This is a genomic window from Streptomyces sp. MBT53 (genome assembly GCF_016654115.1).
In the GTDB taxonomy this organism is placed as follows: domain Bacteria; phylum Actinomycetota; class Actinomycetes; order Streptomycetales; family Streptomycetaceae; genus Streptomyces.
In genome coordinates, this window is the sequence record NZ_JAEQAZ010000036.1 from 39,985 (window position 1) to 59,726 (window position 19,742).

Annotated in this window: 18 protein-coding genes; 10 read left to right on the plus strand and 8 right to left on the minus strand. The window is 66.5% G+C overall.

Annotated elements, in window-relative coordinates; all coding sequences use genetic code 11:
* Nucleotides 1–15: 15 nt before the first annotated feature.
* On the plus strand, nt 16–1,053 hold the full coding sequence (locus JHN45_RS15915) for a radical SAM protein (protein ID WP_236583727.1): 1,038 nt from the start codon (nt 16–18) through the stop codon (nt 1,051–1,053).
* A gap of 299 nt (nt 1,054–1,352) precedes the next feature.
* Here the strand turns inward: JHN45_RS15915 and JHN45_RS15920 are convergent, their stop codons facing one another.
* Nucleotides 1,353–2,303 carry an FAD-dependent oxidoreductase gene (locus tag JHN45_RS15920; protein WP_201049458.1) on the minus strand — a complete coding sequence of 317 codons (951 nt, stop codon included), beginning with the start codon at nt 2,301–2,303 and terminating at the stop codon, nt 1,353–1,355.
* Entirely contained in the window at nt 2,300–3,760 is a 1,461-nt protein-coding gene (locus tag JHN45_RS15925) for a carph-isopro domain-containing protein (RefSeq protein WP_201049459.1), read from the minus strand. Before JHN45_RS15925 ends, JHN45_RS15920 begins: the two co-directional genes overlap by 4 nt.
* A gap of 495 nt (nt 3,761–4,255) precedes the next feature.
* Between JHN45_RS15925 and JHN45_RS15930 the strand changes: the two genes are divergently transcribed.
* From JHN45_RS15930 to JHN45_RS15965, 8 genes are read left to right on the plus strand one after another with little or no spacing between them, the layout of a single operon-like run.
* Nucleotides 4,256–5,611: a glycosyltransferase family 4 protein gene (locus JHN45_RS15930; RefSeq protein WP_201049460.1), complete on the plus strand. Its 1,356-nt coding sequence runs from the start codon at nt 4,256–4,258 to the stop codon at nt 5,609–5,611.
* Nucleotides 5,612–5,613: 2 nt separating this feature from the next.
* A complete protein-coding gene (locus tag JHN45_RS15935) occupies nt 5,614–6,606 on the plus strand; it encodes a D-2-hydroxyacid dehydrogenase (protein WP_201049461.1) in 993 nt (330 codons plus the stop codon).
* Complete coding sequence (locus JHN45_RS15940; protein WP_201049462.1) at nt 6,593–7,714, plus strand: radical SAM protein; 1,122 nt, start codon at nt 6,593–6,595, stop codon at nt 7,712–7,714. Before JHN45_RS15935 ends, JHN45_RS15940 begins: the two co-directional genes overlap by 14 nt.
* Nucleotides 7,711–8,811 (plus strand): hypothetical protein, encoded by a 1,101-nt coding sequence (locus tag JHN45_RS15945; RefSeq protein WP_201049463.1) that lies wholly within the window; start codon nt 7,711–7,713, stop codon nt 8,809–8,811. The genes JHN45_RS15940 and JHN45_RS15945 overlap by 4 nt, the downstream gene beginning before the upstream one ends.
* Before the next feature lie 16 nt (nt 8,812–8,827).
* Nucleotides 8,828–9,652: a radical SAM protein gene (locus JHN45_RS15950; protein ID WP_201049464.1), complete on the plus strand. Its 825-nt coding sequence runs from the start codon at nt 8,828–8,830 to the stop codon at nt 9,650–9,652.
* A gap of 23 nt (nt 9,653–9,675) precedes the next feature.
* Nucleotides 9,676–11,403, plus strand: coding sequence for a carbamoyltransferase C-terminal domain-containing protein (locus JHN45_RS15955; RefSeq protein ID WP_201049465.1), 1,728 nt, complete (start codon nt 9,676–9,678; stop codon nt 11,401–11,403).
* The gene (locus tag JHN45_RS15960; RefSeq protein ID WP_201049466.1) at nt 11,400–12,011 is read left to right on the plus strand and encodes an HD domain-containing protein; all 612 of its coding nucleotides are present in this window, start codon (nt 11,400–11,402) and stop codon (nt 12,009–12,011) included. The genes JHN45_RS15955 and JHN45_RS15960 overlap by 4 nt, the downstream gene beginning before the upstream one ends.
* Nucleotides 12,008–12,985 (plus strand): glycosyltransferase, encoded by a 978-nt coding sequence (locus JHN45_RS15965; protein WP_201049467.1) that lies wholly within the window; start codon nt 12,008–12,010, stop codon nt 12,983–12,985. Before JHN45_RS15960 ends, JHN45_RS15965 begins: the two co-directional genes overlap by 4 nt.
* Nucleotides 12,986–13,011: 26 nt before the next feature.
* Here JHN45_RS15965 and gltX read toward each other — a convergent pair whose 3' ends face one another.
* The 5 genes from gltX to JHN45_RS15990 all read right to left on the minus strand — a co-directional run bounded on the left by gltX (nt 13,012) and on the right by JHN45_RS15990 (nt 17,896).
* Nucleotides 13,012–14,379 carry a glutamate--tRNA ligase gene (gltX, locus tag JHN45_RS15970; RefSeq protein WP_236583730.1) on the minus strand — a complete coding sequence of 456 codons (1,368 nt, stop codon included), beginning with the start codon at nt 14,377–14,379 and terminating at the stop codon, nt 13,012–13,014.
* A gap of 1,081 nt (nt 14,380–15,460) precedes the next feature.
* Nucleotides 15,461–16,018, minus strand: coding sequence for a GNAT family N-acetyltransferase (locus tag JHN45_RS15975; RefSeq protein WP_201049469.1), 558 nt, complete (start codon nt 16,016–16,018; stop codon nt 15,461–15,463).
* The gene (locus JHN45_RS15980) at nt 16,015–16,794 is read right to left on the minus strand and encodes a hypothetical protein (RefSeq protein WP_236583719.1); all 780 of its coding nucleotides are present in this window, start codon (nt 16,792–16,794) and stop codon (nt 16,015–16,017) included. Before JHN45_RS15980 ends, JHN45_RS15975 begins: the two co-directional genes overlap by 4 nt.
* On the minus strand, nt 16,791–17,483 hold the full coding sequence (locus JHN45_RS15985; protein ID WP_201049471.1) for a hypothetical protein: 693 nt from the start codon (nt 17,481–17,483) through the stop codon (nt 16,791–16,793). Before JHN45_RS15985 ends, JHN45_RS15980 begins: the two co-directional genes overlap by 4 nt.
* Nucleotides 17,480–17,896 carry a hypothetical protein gene (locus JHN45_RS15990; protein WP_307783115.1) on the minus strand — a complete coding sequence of 139 codons (417 nt, stop codon included), beginning with the start codon at nt 17,894–17,896 and terminating at the stop codon, nt 17,480–17,482. The genes JHN45_RS15985 and JHN45_RS15990 overlap by 4 nt, the downstream gene beginning before the upstream one ends.
* A gap of 571 nt (nt 17,897–18,467) precedes the next feature.
* On the opposite strand from JHN45_RS15990, the gene JHN45_RS15995 reads away from it, so the two are divergent.
* Entirely contained in the window at nt 18,468–19,166 is a 699-nt protein-coding gene (locus tag JHN45_RS15995) for a hypothetical protein (RefSeq protein ID WP_201049472.1), read from the plus strand.
* A gap of 86 nt (nt 19,167–19,252) precedes the next feature.
* Here the strand turns inward: JHN45_RS15995 and JHN45_RS16000 are convergent.
* The coding region (locus JHN45_RS16000; protein ID WP_201049473.1) for an ATP-binding protein at nt 19,253–19,742 on the minus strand (490 nt) is incomplete at its 5' end.

Genomic DNA, 19,742 nt, shown 5'->3' on the forward strand with positions numbered 1-19,742 from the left:
CGAGTCTTGTCCATCATGCCAACTAACAGATGTACCGCTGCGTGCAAACATTGCGGCACACTCTCCAGTCCGAGGGCTACAGACAGCCTCACATCCGAACAGATTCACGCAGCTATCCGCGAAGGCGCCGACCTGGGGATACGCATTGCGGTTTTCACGGGTGGCGAACCAACGTTGGCGCTGGACATCCTTTTATCTTCGATCGACCTCGCCGCCTCTCTCGGCATGTTGACTCGCGTCGTCACCAATTGCCACTGGGCAATGGGTGACGAAATATCGTTGGCGACTTTGCGGTCCCTGCGTGAGGCGGGCCTCACCGAGATCAACTTTAGTACGGGAGACCAGCACACTCGCTTCGTCCCAATTATTCGCGTCCTGCGTGCCATTCGGGCGGCCCTCAAGTTTGACTACTCGCCAGCTGTCATGGTCGAGATGATCGAAGGCTGTAATGTTTCGCGGGAAACCGTTGAACAGCATCCCTACTATCGGGAAACGCTTAGCTTGTTCCCAAACCAAATGGTGACGATCACGGAAAGCCCGTGGATGCCACTCAATACAAAAAGAAGGCATGAGTATCCGCCTGGGGTTGCTGTCGACAACAACAACGTGGCCGCCCGCCGCGGCTGCGACAGCGTCCTTCAAACATTGACTGTTCAGGCTGATGGCAAAATGGGCGCATGCTGCGGTTTGGGGCTAAGTCTGATACCCGAACTAAACCTCGGGCAGATCGGCCGGATCCCAATGGCCGATGCTATCCGCACCGCCGAGGAGGACTTGCTCAAACGATGGATTCGAGCCGAAGGTCCTGAACGAATAATTGCCTGGGCTGCTGGCCATGATGAGTCCATTTCTTGGGAGGGCATGTACGCTCACCGGTGCCAGGCTTGCCTGCGACTGTACAAGGACGAAGCGATACGCAAGGTCATCCGAGAGAGATACATGGAAAAGATTCCGGATGTACTCTTCACTGAATGGCTGATCCACGAGATGAGGACACCGTCCAGCGATGCCGCGCCATTACATAAGAAGGTAAGCAAGAAAAATGGGTGCTAACTCGATCAAATTCGAGGCAAGGAGTACTGCAAAAGAATTCTCCGAGGGTTCTGGCTTACCGTGGGTAGGCCGACACCGGCTACGGCGACTTCGTGAGGCTCCACCGGGGCGACTCCAATAGGCCCTCATTCGCGGCCCAGCCTTGCCTTACCTGCATTGGCCCCACTAATAAGCAGCCGTAAGGCCCAGGTGTGGTCAGCGCAGTCCGTCTCAGCCAGCGGCGATCTTCACAGATCGGGGCCGCTTCGAGGCGCCTCGGTGGTCCCAAAATGGCGCCGCCACAGCCACAAGCGCCAACTTCAGGACGGCAAAAGCCCGACCATCTCGCGCGCGCAGCCCCATGAGAGGGTGACGCCGCTCCCACCATGGCCGTAGTTGTGGATCAGCGGGACCCCATCTCCGCGGACATCTGCCTCGACACGGACCTCGGAGCGCGTTGGCCGCGCTCCCACTCGGTGCGCGACGATGGCGGCCTTCGCCAGCCGCGGATCGATCGCCGCACATCGCTCGACGATCGCTCTCGCCGCGACCGGATCCTCCCGGAGACTCGCCTCGCCGTCGATCGCCGTGCCCCCGAGAACCACCGTTTCGCCGTGCGGGTAGATGCAGACGAGGTCCGGCGACAGACCCGTGTCCTCGGAGAAGAACTCCGTGATGCCCGGGTTCTCCACGACCACGTGCTGGCCGCGAATCGGTCGCACACCGTCATCCGCGGCGAGATCGCCGGCGCCCAGCCCGGCGCAGTTAACAACCACGGACGCGTCGTCGATCTCGTCGAGCGAACTGACGAACCGCCGCCGCATCGTGCCGCCGGCCTCCCGGAACCGCCGCAGAAGGTACTGGAGGTAGACGGGCATGTCGATGAGGGGAACCGTAAAGCGATAGCCGCCCTCGAATCCGGCTGGCAGTTCGCCAGGAGAGCACTCACGGAAGTCGGGCAGCAAGGTGCTCCACTCCGGGGCGGACACCGCGTTTCGAGCGACCTCGACGCCGCTGACCATCCGAACGCCGCTCGCGGGGTCGCCTGACAACCCTCGAAAGACGTCGAGCGAGACAAGGCTCCACCGCCGTACCTTCGACCACGGTTCGACCAGATATGGGCCCCACATCGCGCCCGCGGCGACCGACGTCGGGCCGGGGATCTCCGCTGCCACCAGCTCTACGGGCAAGCCTGCTTCCAGTAGTGCCACCCCTGTGGTCAGACCCGTGACGCCTCCGCCAACAATGACGATCTTGCCGGTTGTGGTCATACTCTGACCGTATCCGGAGGTCCCGCAGCCGAACCCGCGTATTTCGCCAACTGCTCCTCAAGCTCGGGCAGGAAAGTGCCGACGTGTGGGTTTCTCTGCTTGCGGCGCAGTTCGACGGCCAGTTGCCGAAGGAGCGCGGTACTTCGCGGCGAGCGCACGGTCGCGAGCCTGGAAGCGGCCGTTCTGGCGATCTCGCAGGCACGTTCCAGTTCGCCTGAGGCGCTGTACCCCAGAGCGAGCCACGCCCCTTCGAAGAGCGCCCTGCGTTGGCTTGGATCTCCTCTCTCCACGGCATACGCTCCTGTCTCCAGAAGCGCCTCGCCCCGGCGTACGAAGCCCCGCCCGGCAGAGCGGCCTCCCTGGTGCAGGCTGGAGCGGCCCAGGCCGATCAACGAGTATCCGGCCTGACACTCCAGGTGGTTGGGAGTCAGGAAGTACATCCACCGGGGCTCGGGTGTGGTGTCCGACCGCCGCTCGATCAGCTCACGGGCCAGTTCGCTTGTCCGCTCGAAGTCCGCACCGCGGCCGGCCGTCGCATATCCGTGGGCCAGGCGCGAGAGCACCGAAGCACGCACGCCTGCCGTCCCTCCATCGCTCGCACGACGAGCAGCCTCGCCGAGGGCGATCGCGTCAGCGGGATGCTGGCGGGTAGCCGCCTGGAAGGACATGTCGGCCAGGATGTGGGCGCACAGCGCACGGTCGTTGACCTGGTGTGCGGCGCGCAGTGCGGTGACGAAGTACCGCTGGGCGAGACCGTGGTCCGCCGAGTCGAACGCCATCCAGCCGGCGAGCTGTCCGATCTCGGCCAGGGCGCGAATGAGTCGTGTGGTGGCTGTGCCCGAGTGAGCGCCTTCGTGAAGCAGGAGCCCGACCGCTCTGAACTGGGCTCCGACGTAGGGAAGATGACGAGCGCCGCCGTTCTCGTCGTCGAGGAGCTGCAGCAGGGGGAGATTCTGCTCGACCAGCGTGACGAGCGGGTCCGCATGCCCCGCGTCGGCGATTCTGGGGCTGAACGCCCCGCGGCCGGCCGTTCCGTCCAGGTAGTGGGAAACAGCGGCGAGCAGCCCGGAGCCCGAGATGGCCAGAAAGCGGCGTCGATCGAGCAACCCACCGATCACCCAGTCCTCCACGATGTGACCGAGCCCTTGGACGTTCCAGGAGTGTCCCAGACTCGCGTCCGCGGCTATCAACATGGGCGTATCCGCGGCTTTTCCCTGCCAGAGCTGTTCGACGGAGATGACGCGACCCAGTTCCTGCGACAGGACGTACGCCGCCATCGTCGGCAGGGGAGGACGAGGAACGCCTCCCGCGTCCCGCCAGTGGTACGGCGCGGACTCGGCGACGGTCCCCACCCCGAACACGCGGTTCAGCTTGCGCGCGAGCAGCTTGGGACTCCAGCCGAGTTCGTCCAGACAGCCCGACAGGACCTCGTTGCGCCTCTCGGGTGCCTTCGGCATGCCGTACCACTCCTGGGTTGGCCTACTCGCGGTCCGTACCTCACACTCAGGCATTCCCAGGCTTCACCAAGATCGTGCAACACCCTTCCCAGTTGACCCAGTTGACCGATCTATCGCCTCCTCCGGACACCGGTGCGTGCGGTGTTCTGGAGGTCGGAGGGGTCACCGTTCGGGCCCCACGACCGGAGGAGCGTGTGCCGTGAGAGCTCGGGCCCGGGTACAGCGGCGCCGCAAGAACGGCCCAGGCGCGACCACTGGTGACGTGACCCGACGCCCAGACAACTTCCCCCTCAACTTGCCTTACAGGAACGGCCGTTGCTGTCAAGGATCTGTCGTCGAATTCCTACGGACACTTTGTCCGCGCCCCGCACTCTCCCAGTGGAATCGTCTCTTCACGCTCCGTTGCACGAGCTTCCGATAGACCACGCCGCTCAGACGCGATCCAGGCAACTCCCCCTGCCCTAGCCACCGCTCCCCCACTGGAGGTGTCCCCCCATGGCAGCGCATCAACGCAGCTCGCAGGACGTGATTCACGTTCCGACCGGCGACGCGATCACCCTCCAACGGCAAAGCGACACAGGGGAATTCGTCGGGCACGCCTTAGGCACGACTCAGCCGAAGATCGCCGTCGCGCTGCACGACGGCTACTACGGCTGCACGTCAGGCACGGGATTCAGCAACCGCGCGTTCCTCGAGGTACTCACACGGACATTGCCCCCGGGGCGCCTCCTGGTCATGCCCGTTCGCATCCCACGCTCCGATCCCAGCTACGACCCGGCATGGGTGGCGGAGACGGAGAGGATCGTGCGGCGGGCTGAGGCCGAGGTCGTTCCGGTGCCGGGCGGTCGCGCGGCGACCGCTACCGTCTCGGGCTGCGAAACCCTGTGTGAGCGCGTGATGGAAGTGGCCCGGGACCGCCTTGCCCGTGCGCCCATGGCTCAACTGATCGGCCTGGACATCCCCTTCCTTGGCCTCGGTCCGCATCAAGGCACTGACGATCCGTTCGGTCTCCTTCTCGTCCCCCGGTCAACGAGCGAACTCGCTTCACCCGAGGACCGGCGGCGCATCCGCTGGGAGCACAGGGGGCTGGCCGGCGCGGTGAATGGCGGCGCACGGGTTGCCGCCATCTCGCACCACATGCGCGGCCACCTTGAGCAGGTCTACGACATCCCACGGCATGCCGTCGTCGACCTCCCCAACGGGTTGCTCCTGAGCGACCACGAAGACGTTCCCCCTGCTCCGCTCCCACTACCGGCCAGAGCCGGCTTCCTGCTGGCCATGGGCCGGGCGGTGGAGAGCAAGGGCTTCGAAGACCTACTGGAAGCCCTCCACCTCCTCAAGAGGCGTGGAACACGGTTGCCGCACCTTGTGCTCGCGCCCACAACGCACACGGAAGATCTCACCGACTACCAGCGGCGGCTCCAGGCGATGGTCCGTGACTACGCGATCGACGCGACGCTTCTGTCGCGGTTCTCACCCGATTACCGTTCTTGGCTGCGCAGTCCAGCCCTCCGTGCCGTGGTGGTGCCCTCCCGTGCCGAACCGTTCGGAAGGATCCCTCTCGAAGCATTCGTCTCAGGGGCGGCGCCGGTGGTCGCGACGCGGGCGGGCGGACTCACGGAGACCGTCGTCGACGGGCTGACCGGATTCACGGCAGAGGCCCGTGACCCCATGGGCCTCGCCCATGCGATCAGACGAGCGCTTCACATCGGTGGCCGAGAGCGTGAGCAGATGCGTGCTCGCGGCAGGGCGCTGCTCATGGCGCGGCACGACTACGAGGCAACGATCCGCTCCTACCTGTGCCAGTACACCCCTTGGGCGATGACGCTCAGCGCCGCTGAGAGGAGTTGAGCATGACGACCACCGCGCTGATATCGCTCAACTCGCCGTACTCCTTCTGGCAGTTCTCCAACCGGCATGCGGAACAACTACAGTCCGCGTTCCCGGACATCCGCTTCCGCATCACGACGGAGCGCGACGTCCCTGTCGAGATCCGTGCCGCTGATGTCTACTTCGGCTGGGCCTTCGACACGGAATGGCTGAAGGCCCCGACACGGCTGCGCTGGACGGCCACCCCGTCCGCAGGCGTCGACCACTGGCCGGTCGCCGCCCTCGATGCAGCGGGCATCATGCTCACGCGTGGTTACGGCTACCACGGTCAACCGATGACAGAGCACGCGATCGGGCTGCTCCTCGGCTTCTCGCGTGGCCTGTTCGAAAGCAGCAGACTTCAGGCCCGGTCGGTCTGGTGGAAGGACGACCTCGCCGACAGCTTCTTCGACCTGTACGGACAGACCCTCACGATCGTCGGGTGCGGCTCTGTCGGTATCCGCCTCGCCGAGGTCGCACAAGCCCTCGGCATGCACGTCATCGGCGTGCGACGCAGACCCCCTCACTCTGAACCCGGCGGGATCGAATGGTTGCCCGCGCATCGTGTTCACGAAGCACTCGCGCGCTCACGCGCCATCGTCAACCTGCTCCCCGCCACCAACGAGACGCGCGGGTTCTTCGATAAGACCGCCTTCAAGACATGCGGTCCTGGAGCGGTCTTCATCAACCTGGGGCGGGCCAGCACCGTCGACCACGACGCGCTCCTCGACGCCCTGGACCAGGACGAACTGGCCAGCGCCGCACTCGACGTACAGCCGCACAAGCCACCTGAGCTCGACGACCCGCTCCGCCACCATCCACGGATCGTGCTCACGCCGAAGACCGCGGTCTTCAGCCACGCGTACATGGACCAGGCGGTCGCCTTCTTCCGCGACAACCTTCGGCTTTTCCTCGCCGGCCAGCCCCTCAACGGTGCTGTAACCCCAACTCACGGAGGGCCGCATGACTCCCACTGACCAGCAGTTGTCCAGGACCGACCTGCTGCGGCAGTTCACCGAGACCGGTCGGAACCACCCCTACCTGGCGTTCACGCTGAACTCGATCTGCAACCTCGACTGCGTCTTCTGCAAGCCGCGGTGCATGCCCGACTACGGGCACAAGGACAAGACGCTCACCGTCTCCGACTACGCGGGCATCGCGAACGAGGCCGGGCTCTGGGGCATCCGCAAAGCGCACTGCTCGGGCGGGGAGCCGACGCTGCGTGCCGACATCCTCGACATCATCGGGGCGCTCTCCGAAGGTCTGGGCGACACGGCGACCGTCGGCATGACCAGCCACGGCAACCTGCGCCGCGGCCTGACCGTGGACACACTGCGCGACGCCGGACTCACGTACCTGAACATCAGCCTTCACAGCCTCGACCCCTCACGATCCTCCGAGATCATGGGCGGCGGCGATCCGCGCGTCTCCCGTGCCACGATCGACCGAGCACTGGAACTCGGCCTCAAGGTCAAGATCAACTGTGTGCTCCAGCGGTCCTACCTGGACGACGCCTTCGGCGTCGCCGAACTCGCCAAACAACTCCCCATCGCTGTCAGGCTGATCGAGTTGCAGCGCATAGGACCGGCGGAAGCGCTGTTCCCCACCGAGTTCGTGCCCGAAGCAGAGGTCCGCGAACGCCTCCACGCTTGGTTCGAGAAGGCCGGCGAGATCTCCCGAACCGAGCTGGGCGTGCGAAGCCCGGGACGCTACCTCCAACCGCCCGGCTGGGCCGGCTCCATCGGGTTCATCTCCAACTCCTCCTGCGCCACCTGCTCTGACGCCAACCGCATCAAGATCACGCCCACCGGTATCGCCCGGCCATGCATCCTCCACAACCGCGACATCCCCCTGAAGCCGCACCTCGCGGACGGCACCATGGCTGACGCCTACGCCCACCTCTTCCGCGCCATGCTCGAACGCGACGGCAACGAAGCCTGGCAGGGCTTCCACTACGTCGACTACGACCTGCGGTGGGACCGCATGGAGCGGCCGCAGGGTGTGCCGGTACTTCCCCTTCTGCCCGTGGGCAGCGGTACGGGCGGTGCCTGCTCGCTCCGCGGACCCGATGGGGAGAGCGAGTGACCACGACCCGCTCCACCACGTCGTACGCGCGACTCGGTGTCGTCTACGCCGATCAGCTGGCCGCCCAAGGTGTCGCGGCAGGCATGCTCACGCACAAGTGGCAGGCCGGCGACCTCATCGCACCGCACTCGGACATCGACATCCGCGTCATCCTCGACCAGGCCCCCGACTCGTGGTGGGCGTGGAACGAGCGGCTGGCCACCGCCCATCACCAGGCGGTGCTCCTGGACCCGGCCCACAGTCGACTGCTCGAACATCCTCCTGGATTCGCCTTCACCGTCAGTGAGCTCGACCAAAACCTCGTCTCGCCGGCTGAAATCTCCACCTGGAGCCTGGCCACGGGCAACGCGACCACTCTCCAGCGGTGGAAATCCCGTGCGCAGATGATGTCGTGGACTCGTGCGGACGAGAGGTTCTATCGCGGAATCCTCGACGCACGGATCGGAGGCCGCTACCAGCTCGACAAGGACAGTACCGACAACGTCCACCACGACCTCGACGGCTACCGGAGGCACTGCGTCGCCTGGCACTACGTGGCACCGTGCTGGTTCGCGTCCGCGGCCCTCGCCACACGTACCCGCTGCCCCGGAAAATCCGCGGCCCTCAACCAGTGGCACCCCGGCGAACTCGAAGCCCATGCAGAGGAGTTCCTCCGGCTGTCCGCCGCCACCTCGGATCCGGGACCTTCTCCCACGCAGGTACTGCGCACGGCCCATGCGACCGTGGACGCCGTGCTGCGCCGCACACCGCACCCCAGGTCATTGCCGGAAGCACCCGGGACGGACAAGGCGGCCTGGACCACGACCGCGGGCATGCTCCGCGTACGCGTCGCACGCTGGATCTACTACCTGAACCCCCCGCCGGAGACCGTGACCGGCTATCTGATCGCTCGCGAGGAGAAGGAACTCGGTTCCGCTCGGAACACCTTGTCCCGCCTCGCCGACCGACTCTCCGGCGACGACGCGTCGCTCGTGAAGGCCATGACGGCACTGCTGCCACCAGGCCCGACCACGGCGAGCACCCTTCCCGACCTCCTCGCCCTGTGGGGTCGTCACCGCTCCGTCGTCGAAGACTTCCTCTCCGCCCACTCCACGTGACCAAAGGGGGCTCTCCATGACGTCGTCCTCCGTGCTGTCCGGTGCGCAAAGGACCCTCAAGACCGCGAAGATCAAGATCACCACCAAGTGCAACCGCCACTGCGACTTCTGCATATTCGCCGAAGGCGGCCAGGGCGAGAACATGCCGATGGACACGTTCACCCAGGTCCTCGACCGACTTGAGCAGATCCCGTTCCGGCAGCTGCACATCAACGGCGGAGAACCCACCGTCCACCGCGACTTCAGCGGCCTCAGCGGCCTGGCTCGTGACCGTTTCCCGGACCAGGTCATGGTGCTCGGTTCCAACGCGATCACCCTCGCCCGCAACGAGCGCCTCCTCGCGGCGACCCTCGCGTACTACGACCAGGTCCTCATCGGCTGCGACGAGGAACACGACAACTACGACGAAGTCCGCGCCGTCATCCCCGTGCTTCGGGAGGCAGGAAAGACCGTCGTCATCAACAGCGTGCTGGAGGCCATCGCCCCGGACCGCCTCAAGCAGCTGGCCTCGCTGTGCGACGAGTACGGAGCCATCCACGTCACCAACCACGTCCACCACATCGACGTCGGCCAGCCGGCCAACGAACTCGGCGGACTCTGCGACCGCAACGTCGACCAGCACCTCATGATCGAGGTCGACGGTGACTGCTACCGGTGCTTCAACGCCATGGCCAAGAACGACAGCGAGTTCACGGTCTGGGACGACGACTTCGCCACCAAGGTCTTCGCGCCGCGTCGCAAGCACTACGACTTCTGCCTGAAGTGCCACGAGTACAAGGACTCGGGTCTCCAGATCGTTCCCGCTCCCGCCGTCCCCGCCCGCCGCACGGCTTCTGTCTGACCACCCTCTGCCCGGAGGTCCCCATGTCCGCAGTGCTCGGCCTGAACTTCCACCACGACACGTCCGCCTGCCTCATCGTCGACGGCCGTATCCACGCCGCCGAGGAGGAACGATGGAGCGGCATTAAGCACAACCGCACCACGCGCGAGCCCATCCTCACCGCCCCCACCCGTGCCCTCGACTGGTGCCTGCGATCCGCCGGCATCACCGTCGACGACATCGACCACGTGTGGACCCCGTCCATGCGGCCCACCCCCCGACACGGATCCTGGGTGTCCACCGAACGGGCGGAACTCGCCGCCATGCTCCCCGAGGCACTCGGGAAGCGACTGAAACTCATCTCCCACCACACGGCGCACGTCCTCGCCGGCTATCTGCTCTCCGGTGAGGAGCACGCGGCCGGACTCGTCATCGACGCGGGTGGCTCCGCCCTCGGCGCGGACATCGCGACCGGACGCGAACGGATCACCGGCTACGACCTGAGCCCGAACCACATCGACCGCATCCACCAGGCCACACCGACCATCACCCCCGGCCCGTCGGGACCCGAGCACACCCACCCCTCACTCGGCCACTTCTACCGCAACCTCGCGCTCCGAGTGATTCCGCCGGGCAACGAAGCCGAGGGCAGCATGATGGCCCTGGCCGCGTTCGGCGACCCGGACCGCTACTACAAGGAACTCCGCGACCTCGTCCATCTCGGCGACAGCGGGCACGTACACATCGCGGCACCGTGGGGCTCGTACGACCCCGACACCCCACTCCGCGTCGAAGACGCCGTGTGGAGCGCGTGGTCCGCCGAATCGAAGCCGCTCGACGCGCGCGCCGACCTGGCCGCCGCAGCACAGCGGGTCTTCGCTGAAGCAGTCGTCCACGTGGCACGCCACCTGCGCCATCTCACGGTCGCCCGCACGCTGGTCTTCTCCGGTGGCTGTGCCCTGAACTCCCACCTCAACGGGACGCTCGCCGAGCAGTCCGGCTTCGAGAACCTGTTTGTCGCCCCGGCGCCGCACGACGCCGGCACCGCGGTCGGCGCCGCCCTCTACGCCTGGAACTACGTCCTTGGGCAACCCCTCCTGCCGACACCCGAGGACACCGACTGGGGCCCGCCTCCCGGCGCCCTGCCCGACGGTGCCCTCGCGGGCGGCTACCGACGCGTCTCCGACCTCGGCGACCGACTGATCCCCACGGTCGCCGCACTTCTCGCGGACCACCACATCATCGGCTGGATACAGGGCGGCATGGAGTTCGGGCCGAGGGCCCTCGGCCACCGCTCGATCCTCGCCCACCCCGGCAAGGAGGCCACGAAGACCCGGCTGAACGCCCTCAAGCAACGAGCCGACTTCCGCCCCCTGGCGCCGTTGGCGCTCGCCGAGGAGGCCAGCGCCTGGTTCCTCGGAAACGCCGACCCGTTCATGAACCGCGTCGTACGAGCCCGTCACTGCAAGTCCGACCGTATGCCCGCGGTGGTCCACCAGGACGGAACCGCCCGTCTGCAGACCGTGAGCCGCAGCCACTCGGGAGTCCGCCCGCTCCTGGAGGAGTTCCACCGGCTCACCGGCGTGCCCGTGCTCCTCAACACCTCTCTGAACTTCAAGGGGACCCCCATCCTCCGCACCGCCGAACAGGCCCTTGACGCCGCGGTCGAGCTCGGCCTCGACGCCCTGGTTGTCGAGGACACGCTGGTCCTCGCTCCGCACGTGCGGGGTGACGCAGTCCTGTCGGCCGCCTCCGGAACGGATCTCGCATGACCAACACCCCCGCCGCGACGGACGAACTCGGCTTCGAGGACTGGCCGGAGCCCGAATGCGAGCGAGGCCGGCGTGCCGTGGGCCTCGCCACAGGGATCTACGCCGGTCATGTCCGAGACCAAGGCACGCCCTACATCAACCACCCGGTGCGCGTCGTGACCATCCTGAGGAACGAACTCGGCGTCACCGACCCCGACTTGCTCATCCTCGGCCTACTGCACGACGCGTTGGAGATCTCCCCCTCGGCTGAGCCCCTTATCGAATCCGGCCTGGGCGGAGCGTTCGCACAGCGGCTGCGTTCCATGACCCCCGACCACCGCCTGGAGAGGCGCCCCAAGCAGCCACAAGACGCCGACGCCTGGCACGGCAAGGTCCTGGCCCTCGGCCCGGACGAGTTGCTCGTCCGTCTCGCCGACCGCATCGACAACCTGCGCGACCTGCGGCACTCGCCGGACCCAGCCCGCCGTGCACGCTTCCTCGACAGCCTGACCCGCACCTACCTGCCGCTCGCCGCGGAGTCCCGCGACGTGAGTGCGCCGCTGCGGGCCGCCTGGGAGCTGCTCACCGCCGAGCATCAGCGGCATGCGGAAGCGGAGGCGGCCACGTGAGGCCGGTCATCCACTCCCTGTCGCCGCAAGGCCGTACCGGAGGCCGCGTCTATCTCCGCATGATCCACGAGGTCACGGCCGACCGAATCGACTGGCGTACGCTGCCGGACTACAAACGGACGTACGCCGTCCGTCGGGGACGGAAACTGCGGCACCTCGCCCGCCTCGCACCTCATATCCGCGACCTCAAGACCGAGCCGGGCACGTTCCTTTGGGACGACCTCAGCATCCTGCTGTTCACGCCGGAGATGCGGGCCCGGACCGTCTTCGTCTTCCACCACTACGAACCACTACAGTTCGACTCCTGGCCCATCGAACCGCTGCTGTGGCGAAGACTCTTCACGGCCCTGGCCCAGTGCCGCGCGGTCGTCTGTGTCGCTCCGTTCTGGGCGGCCTTCCTCCGGGCCCACGGCGTGCGTGACGTCCAGGTGATCTACAACGCCTTCGACCTCGCGGAGATCGACAAGGTACGCGCCTTGGACCCGGCCGACTGCAAGGCACGGCTCGGTCTCCCGCGGGACGAGATCTCCGTGTACGCGGGCAAAGCCGTGCACTGGAAGGGCATCGACACAGTCGCCGCCGCCATCCAGGGCACGCCCGGACTCCACCTCGTGACGACCGGCAGTAACACCGTCGGCTCCCCGGGACGCCACTTCGACCTGCCGCGCCCTCAGTACCTCGAACTGCTGCGGGCCTGCGACGTCGGGGTCTTCACACCGCGTATGCAGGAAGGGTGGAGCCGGTGCGCCGCGGAGGCGCTGCTCCTCGCTGTGCCCTGCCTCCTCCAGCCGATCGCCGGCCTCGGTGACCTCGCGAACCTCACCACACAGCCGTCCCCGGACCCGCGTCGATTGGCCCAACAGATACGGGAGCGGGCGAACACCGCGCCGGACGAGTCGAAGACCGTGTACGAGACGCTGGCCCGCTTTGACACGACGTACTTCCGCGACGCCTGGTCCCGCCTCCTCACGTAGGCGACGGGACCTTGATCACGAGGTGATCAGCCAGCGAGCTTCGCCAGGGCCGCGTCGATCCGGGCCAGCGTGCGGTCCTTGCCGAGGACCTCCAGGGACTCGAAGAGGGGCAGGCCGACCGTGCGGCCCGTGACGGCGACGCGCACCGGAGCCTGGGCCTTGCCCAGCTTCAGGCCATGCTCCTCGCCAGCGGCCAGGACCGCCTCCTTGAGGGACTCGGGGCTGGTCCAGTCGGCTGTCTCCAGCTTGGCGCGGGCCGTGGTCAGGAGGGCCGCCGGGTCGCCCTTCATCGCCTTGGTCCAGGACGCCTCGTCCTCCACCGGCTCCTTCAGGAACAGGAAGTCGACGTTGGCCGTGATGTCCGACAGGACAGCCACGCGGGTCTGGGCATGCGGGGCGATGGCCTCCCAGGCGGCCTGGTCGAAGTCCTCGGACGCCCAGTTGGCGTACGGGGCACGCAGCCACGGCTCGCAGGCCTCGATGAACTTCTCCACCGGCAGCGCGCGGATGTACTCGCCGTTGAACGCGGTCAGCTTCTTGATGTCGAAGAAGGCCGGGGAGGTGTTCACGTCCTCGACGCGGAACCTCTGCTCCAGCTCCTCGTACGGGAGAAGCTCGACGTCGTCTCCGGGGCCCCAGCCGAGCAGCATCAGATAGTTCGTCATCGCCTCGGGCAGGAAGCCCTCGGCGAGGTAGTCCTCAAGGGCGACCTTGTCGCGACGCTTGGACAGCTTCTGCCGCTTCTCGTTCACGATCACCGGCAGGTGCGCCCACACCGGGGGCTTCGCGCCGAGCGCCTCCCACAGCAGCTGCTGCTTGGGCGTGTTCGACAGGTGCTCGTCGCCGCGGATGACCAGGGTGATCCCCTCGTCGAGGTCGTCGACGACGTTGGCGATCAGGAAGACCGGCGAGCCGTCACCGCGGGCGATGACGAAGTCCTCGATCGCCGAGTTCGGGAAGGACGGCTCCCCGCGGATCAGGTCCACGACAACCGTCTCGCCCTCGGTGGGCGTACTGAACCGCAGCGCCCGCCCCTCGACGTACTCAAGGCCCCGGTCCCGGCAGAAACCGTCATAGCCGAGGTGCTGGGAGCCGGTCCGCTCCTGCACCTGCTCACGGGTGCAGTCGCAGTAGTACGCGCGGCCCTGAGCGTAGAGCTGCTGCGCGGCCTCGCTGTGCCGGTCGGCGTTCTGCGACTGGAAGTAGGGGCCCTCGAACGCGGGGTCGTCCTTGGAGATCCCGATGGACGCGAGCGCGCTGATGATCCCGTCGATCCACTCGGGCTTGTTGCGGGCCGTGTCGGTGTCCTCGATACGCAGGACGAACTTGCCCCCCGACTGTCGTGCGACGGCCCAGTTGTAGAGAGCCGACCGGGCCCCGCCAACGTGGAACATTCCAGTCGGGGACGGGGCGAAGCGCACGCGTGTGGAGGCTGTAGACATGCGCGCAAGCCTACCGATTCCCAACGGCTGCTCGACCGCACCTGTCGGAGCGTCCCTGCGCGCCTCCTTAGTCATCCCGTACGTCCCAAGATCTCTCCACGGACCACGAACGAGCCCGAGCGTGTTCAGTCTGGGGCTGAGCGACGGTGACGTTCGCATACGTGCCAGGCTGTGGCCTCGCTGACTCCGAACACGGCGCCGAGCTGGGCATATGTGGCCCCACTCTGCTCACGCACCCGCGCGAGATCGGCTTCCTGTTCTCCGGTGAGGGCATGCCGTCCGCCTCGGCCTGTGGCCGGTACAGGGGGCGGATCGGTGAGGTGCCGCCAGGTCGCCCCTTGTACGGCCGCTCGAACCGTCGCGTACTCCAGATGGAACTTGTCAGCGAGTGATCGCAAGGAAGCACCGCCTGCATGCGCGCGCCGCATCTCCCCCACTGTCGCCGCGGTCAGGAGCACGCCTGGACGGCGCGGCTCCCGAGGGATCTCCTCGGGCACCTGTTCATCGACATGTGCCCAGGTGACACTGCGGATCGCATCATGAACGGTGTTGTAGGGAAGGCCGTTTCTCGTTGCGAGATAGCGCACCGACGCGCCACCGGCGTGCTCGCGCCTCAGCCGACGCACATGATCTTCATTCAAAACGATGGGGCTGGGGTGATCCGGATCTGCAGGCTGGGGCCGACTGAGCGGCGGGGGATCGTCCACCCGACGCCAAGTGGCGCCATAGACCGCCTTTGAGAGCGCCCTACTGCTCACACCGATCACACGCGCAAGGTGATCCACTGAAGCGCCGTTTCGCACCTGCCGCCGGGCATCACGCACCAGCTCCACCGTGAGCACCCTTCGACCGCCAAGGTGCTCCCGCCCTCGGGCGTCGGAATGCCTTTCCGAAGCATGTGGCGACACGTGAACACTCCCCACTCTCAACGCCGTCGCGAGGCGGGCCGACTTCGGGCCGCGACAACATCGCCGTGGAAGGCGATGTACGGCCCGGAATCTCCTCCACCATCAGACGCACACGCAGACAACGTCTACGGGCGTGCTCTGACCGTATCCGTGTCCTGCCCACCGTCAGCCACCCTGCTCGTGATGGACGCGTTTGCCGACGCTCCTGAGGACATCGAATCGCACGAGGCGAAGTGCCTGATGTACGTGACGGTCGCTCCAGAGCGACCAGTACAGGTGAAGCCGGACTTGATCAGCACCCGCCCCGAGGCGTGGTTGTCAGGGTGGTGCTTGGCGTCAACCGAAGCCAGGCCGAGGGCGGAGGATGCGAAGTCGAGCACGAGCGCCACCGCCCTGGTGGCGTACCCGTGCCCCCAGGCGTCGTGCCGGAGGATGTAGCTGAGCGCCGCCGTTGTCCGGTCAGGGCGCAGCTTGATCACGCCGACCAGGTCGTCGGCGTGATCGATGCCGAAGCAGTACAACATCCGTGTACTCGCGTGACGTTCGACCATGTAATCAGCCAGCCAGGAGGCAGCGCTCTCGGCGGTCATGGCCATCCGCGGCAAGTACCGTACGGAGGCGTCGCTGTAGATGCGTCGGACCGCGGGTGCGTCGCCCAGGTTCAGCTCGCGCAGCGAGATCACGCCTCAACCTTGAGCAGAAGCTCAGCCAGTTCGCCGGCTGTGGGCCGGTCCTCAGGTACGGCGGAGAGCGCTGGCCGGAGGGCATCCTGGAACTCGGGCCATACGGCCGGCGTCAAGGGAACAAGGCCGGTCGCGATGGCGTCCCGCACCCCGTCGGGACCTGCGGCCTGCCGGTCGATGCCCGCGGCCTTGTAGTCCAGCGGCCACCCTCCCGCGGCACAGGTCCACAGGACCCCTGCCAGTGCGTACATGTCACTACGGCGCGTTGGCGTCACCGGACCGTCTCCACGCGCGGCGGCGGCGGCGAGTTCCGGCGCCATGAGGTGCACGATGCCACCGCGAAAGCCGTTCACCGGCTCCTGGCCCTCACGCCAAGACCATGCGAAGTCGATCAACCGGACGCCTTCTGGCGTGTGGATGCCGTGGGAGGGCTGGAGATCAGCGTGAATCCATCCGGAGGCATGCAGGTCGGCGACCGATCTGCACAGATCGGCGCCGCCACGAAGAGCCGCTTCACGGCCGCCTGTACCTTCGCGGACGGGAGTGAAGACCTTCCATGTAGAAGGACCGCTGAACCAGGGTGTGACAAGCCACGAACCGGCGTCGTACGCACCGGAGACCGCCCCGTAGACGGAGTGGTCCATAGCGGCCAAGACAGCCGCCTCTCGCAGCGTGACGACTGCGCCGTCGTCGTACCCAATCTTCACCGCCGCGGTGCCGGCGGGGCCGGCTGCCTTCCAGACCACGGAGCCGCGCCGGTTGGTCAGCTCCTTCAACTCGACAGTGCCGCCGCAGGCGGCTTCTGCGGCTGCGAGGGCCTCACGGGGACAGGGAGGGAACGCGACCATGCCTTTACCGCCTGCCAATCGTGTGGGAACTGCTCGAAGACATCACGCCCATCGTCTACCGCGACGGCGAGTGCGTCCGCGAGATCGGGCGTTTCCTTCAGGAACTGCGGGTCCCGGGTCCGCACGGCAGGGCGTACCGGGAGGAACGAGCACGGCGGTGGCGGGATTGGGCAACCTCCTCGGTCGAGTCGCTCCTCGCCTCCCTGGAACTTCCCGAACATCACTCCGACCGGCCCGTAGAGGTTCTTCAGTGCCCAGTGCGGCCACGCCATCAACTCGCGGTGATCGACTCCGTCGATGTCTCCCAGGATCACGACGTTCTCACACACGAGAGCGCCCCGAGGACGGGTCGCGAGCGGACGGATCCACTCCGCGGCCTGCATACTTGCATGGAACAGGCCGGCCTCAACGGACTCAGGATCGCTGCTGACGATCTCGTACACCGTCCACGCCGTCAGACCATGCCGTGAGGAAGGCGAGAGGTACGGGCAGTGAGCCGACACGGATTCCATGTAGTCCGCGACGTCCACGGTGCACGGAGTCGTAGTGCGCGGCTCGACGAGGCGGAGCGCCCCGGCGGGGGACCGGGGCGCTCCTGTACTGGGGCCGGTCGTCATCCGGCCGTGGCCTCCGAGACCTTCGGCGCCACGTCGCCGCCGTCGCCGGGGATGGGGGTGCAGTCCCACTCCGCCCACACCTCACCGGTCTCGCGGTAGCGCGCCAGGGCCCGCTCGTCGAGCACCCCCTCGGCGTCCGTGAACCACACCTCGGGCAGCTGGCCGAACGTCTCCTCGTAGGCGTCAACCCAGGAGATCCGGCCGTATCCGGTGTTCTCGACGTGGTTGATCAGCCGACCCACGTTCGCCGTGCAGAACGCCGCGTACTCGGGGTCGTTCAGGAGCCGGTGCCACTCCGCATCGATGGCGGCCGAGAACATCTCGGGCGCGGCCTGGTCAGCGTCGAACTGCCGGACCGAGACCTGGAAGAACTTCCCCAGCTCGATCCTCTCGGGGGTCTGCACAGCGGTCACGCTGAACTCCTCACATCTGGCTGTAGCGAATCTGGATTGGGCGCCGGGAATCCCTCGGGGGTGACTCCCGACATCGGTTCACGCCCGCCGTGCAGTCCTTCGCGGGACTCGGCGCGGCGCGTGCGGCTGCACCAACCAGACGGATAGGGGCACCGCCTGGAGATCAGCAACTCGCCTGGCAGAAACCCTTCCAGTTCGCGGGCCCAGTGCGCAGACAGGTTGTCCGCGCCGTTCTGCCGCGAGGAGTATTGACAGGCCTTCAGTTTGTGCTAAGCGGTACAACTCGCCTTGTAGCTAACAGGAGTTAGCGGTTCGTCAGTGATTCAATGGCAGCGGCTCATCCGCTCGCACAGGCCATTCGGCGTGCCCCGAAGCCAAGCTCCGGGCAGGATGGTCAGACAGTGTCCGAGCCAGGATCCTTCATGGAGTCCGCAGCCAGGGCGAGGAGACATAACGCGCACCGTTTCCGGTCGGATGGTTCCCAGCAAGGTCGTCGAAGTCCTGGCATCCAGGTGAACTCGCAGGACCGAACCCTTCTGCCCTCGAGTCCGCGGCCATAGCGTGAGGCCTCATGACCACCGCCCAATGGGTATCAGCAGCAGCAACGACCGCGGGGACGTTTACCGCGCTCTTCATCGCGGTGCGTCAAAACTCTGCCGCTCAGCGCGTCTTGCGCGGCGCGCAGACAGAGAGGGCCACGTTGACCGCCATCACCGAGGTCGGCGACGACTCGGTGACGATTCACAATCATGGTCAGACGCCCATCTTCCGACTGCGGATCTGGAAGGTCGAGTCGCTCCTGTTTGAGATGGACGAGGTCGACGGGGTGCCCGTCCAGATCAACGCTGGCGAGGTGTCTGCACGCATCGCGTCACGCACCGAGCGGGTGGTGGGACCGGGCGCTTCGGCGACGTTCTCGTTCAGCTGGGCGGCCGCCGACGGCTCGCCGCTTCCCGGGCAGGGCGAGCAGCTGGAACTACCTCCGGGCGAGGTGCGCTTCCGCTTCACGGACGCCGCGGGAACGACGTGGCAACGGAAGAACGATCTGCTTCCCGAACCACTCGGCGGAACGCCCCTGCCGGGCACCGTACGGACCCACCATCGAGTAGGGCTATGGACATGTTCGTCGTCCCGCAATGCCAAGAGGAACCTGAGGCTGGGCTTCAATGGCAAGGGGTTCACCAAGAAATCCCGGGCCCGGAAGCGGAGGAAGAGAGCGGACCGACGGCGCGCCGAACGGGAACTCTCGCGAGACACCCAGTCCGACTGATCGCTGAACAAATGCGCATCGGTCGAGGGCTGACGCGGTACTCGGCCGGGGCTGATCAGCGAGGTCGGTCGTTTCGTCACCCGGCCTCAGGCAGCTTGATACCGCTCCCCGACAATTGCTGGGCCGAACGATGCCCGCGAGTTGGCCGGCGAGGCCATGTGGCCCTGGCGATCATTTCGTCGCGCGGCAGATGCACCCGTATGAGGTGAGGACGGAGCATCCGCGGAGTTGTTATCCAAGCCGTCGGCCGAAGGCTCCGGCGTGATCTCAAACCACGTCGTCTTGCCTGGAGGTTGCGGCTGCATTCCCCAGGCGTCCGCCAATGCATCAACGAGCAGGAGGCCCCGCCCGCTCTCGTCGTTCGGCCCAGCCTCAACAGCGCTCGGCAACGATGGGTCGGTGTCCGTTACTTCGACACGAAGCCGTTCGTCGGTTCGCGTCACGGCGACGTCGCACGGAGCGGCTGAGTACAGGACGGCGTTGGCGATCACCTCGCTCGCCAACAACTCGACGGTCTCCAGCATTTCATCCGACATTGGGAGACCCAGATTCTGGGCTAGGGCCTGTGTGACGTCG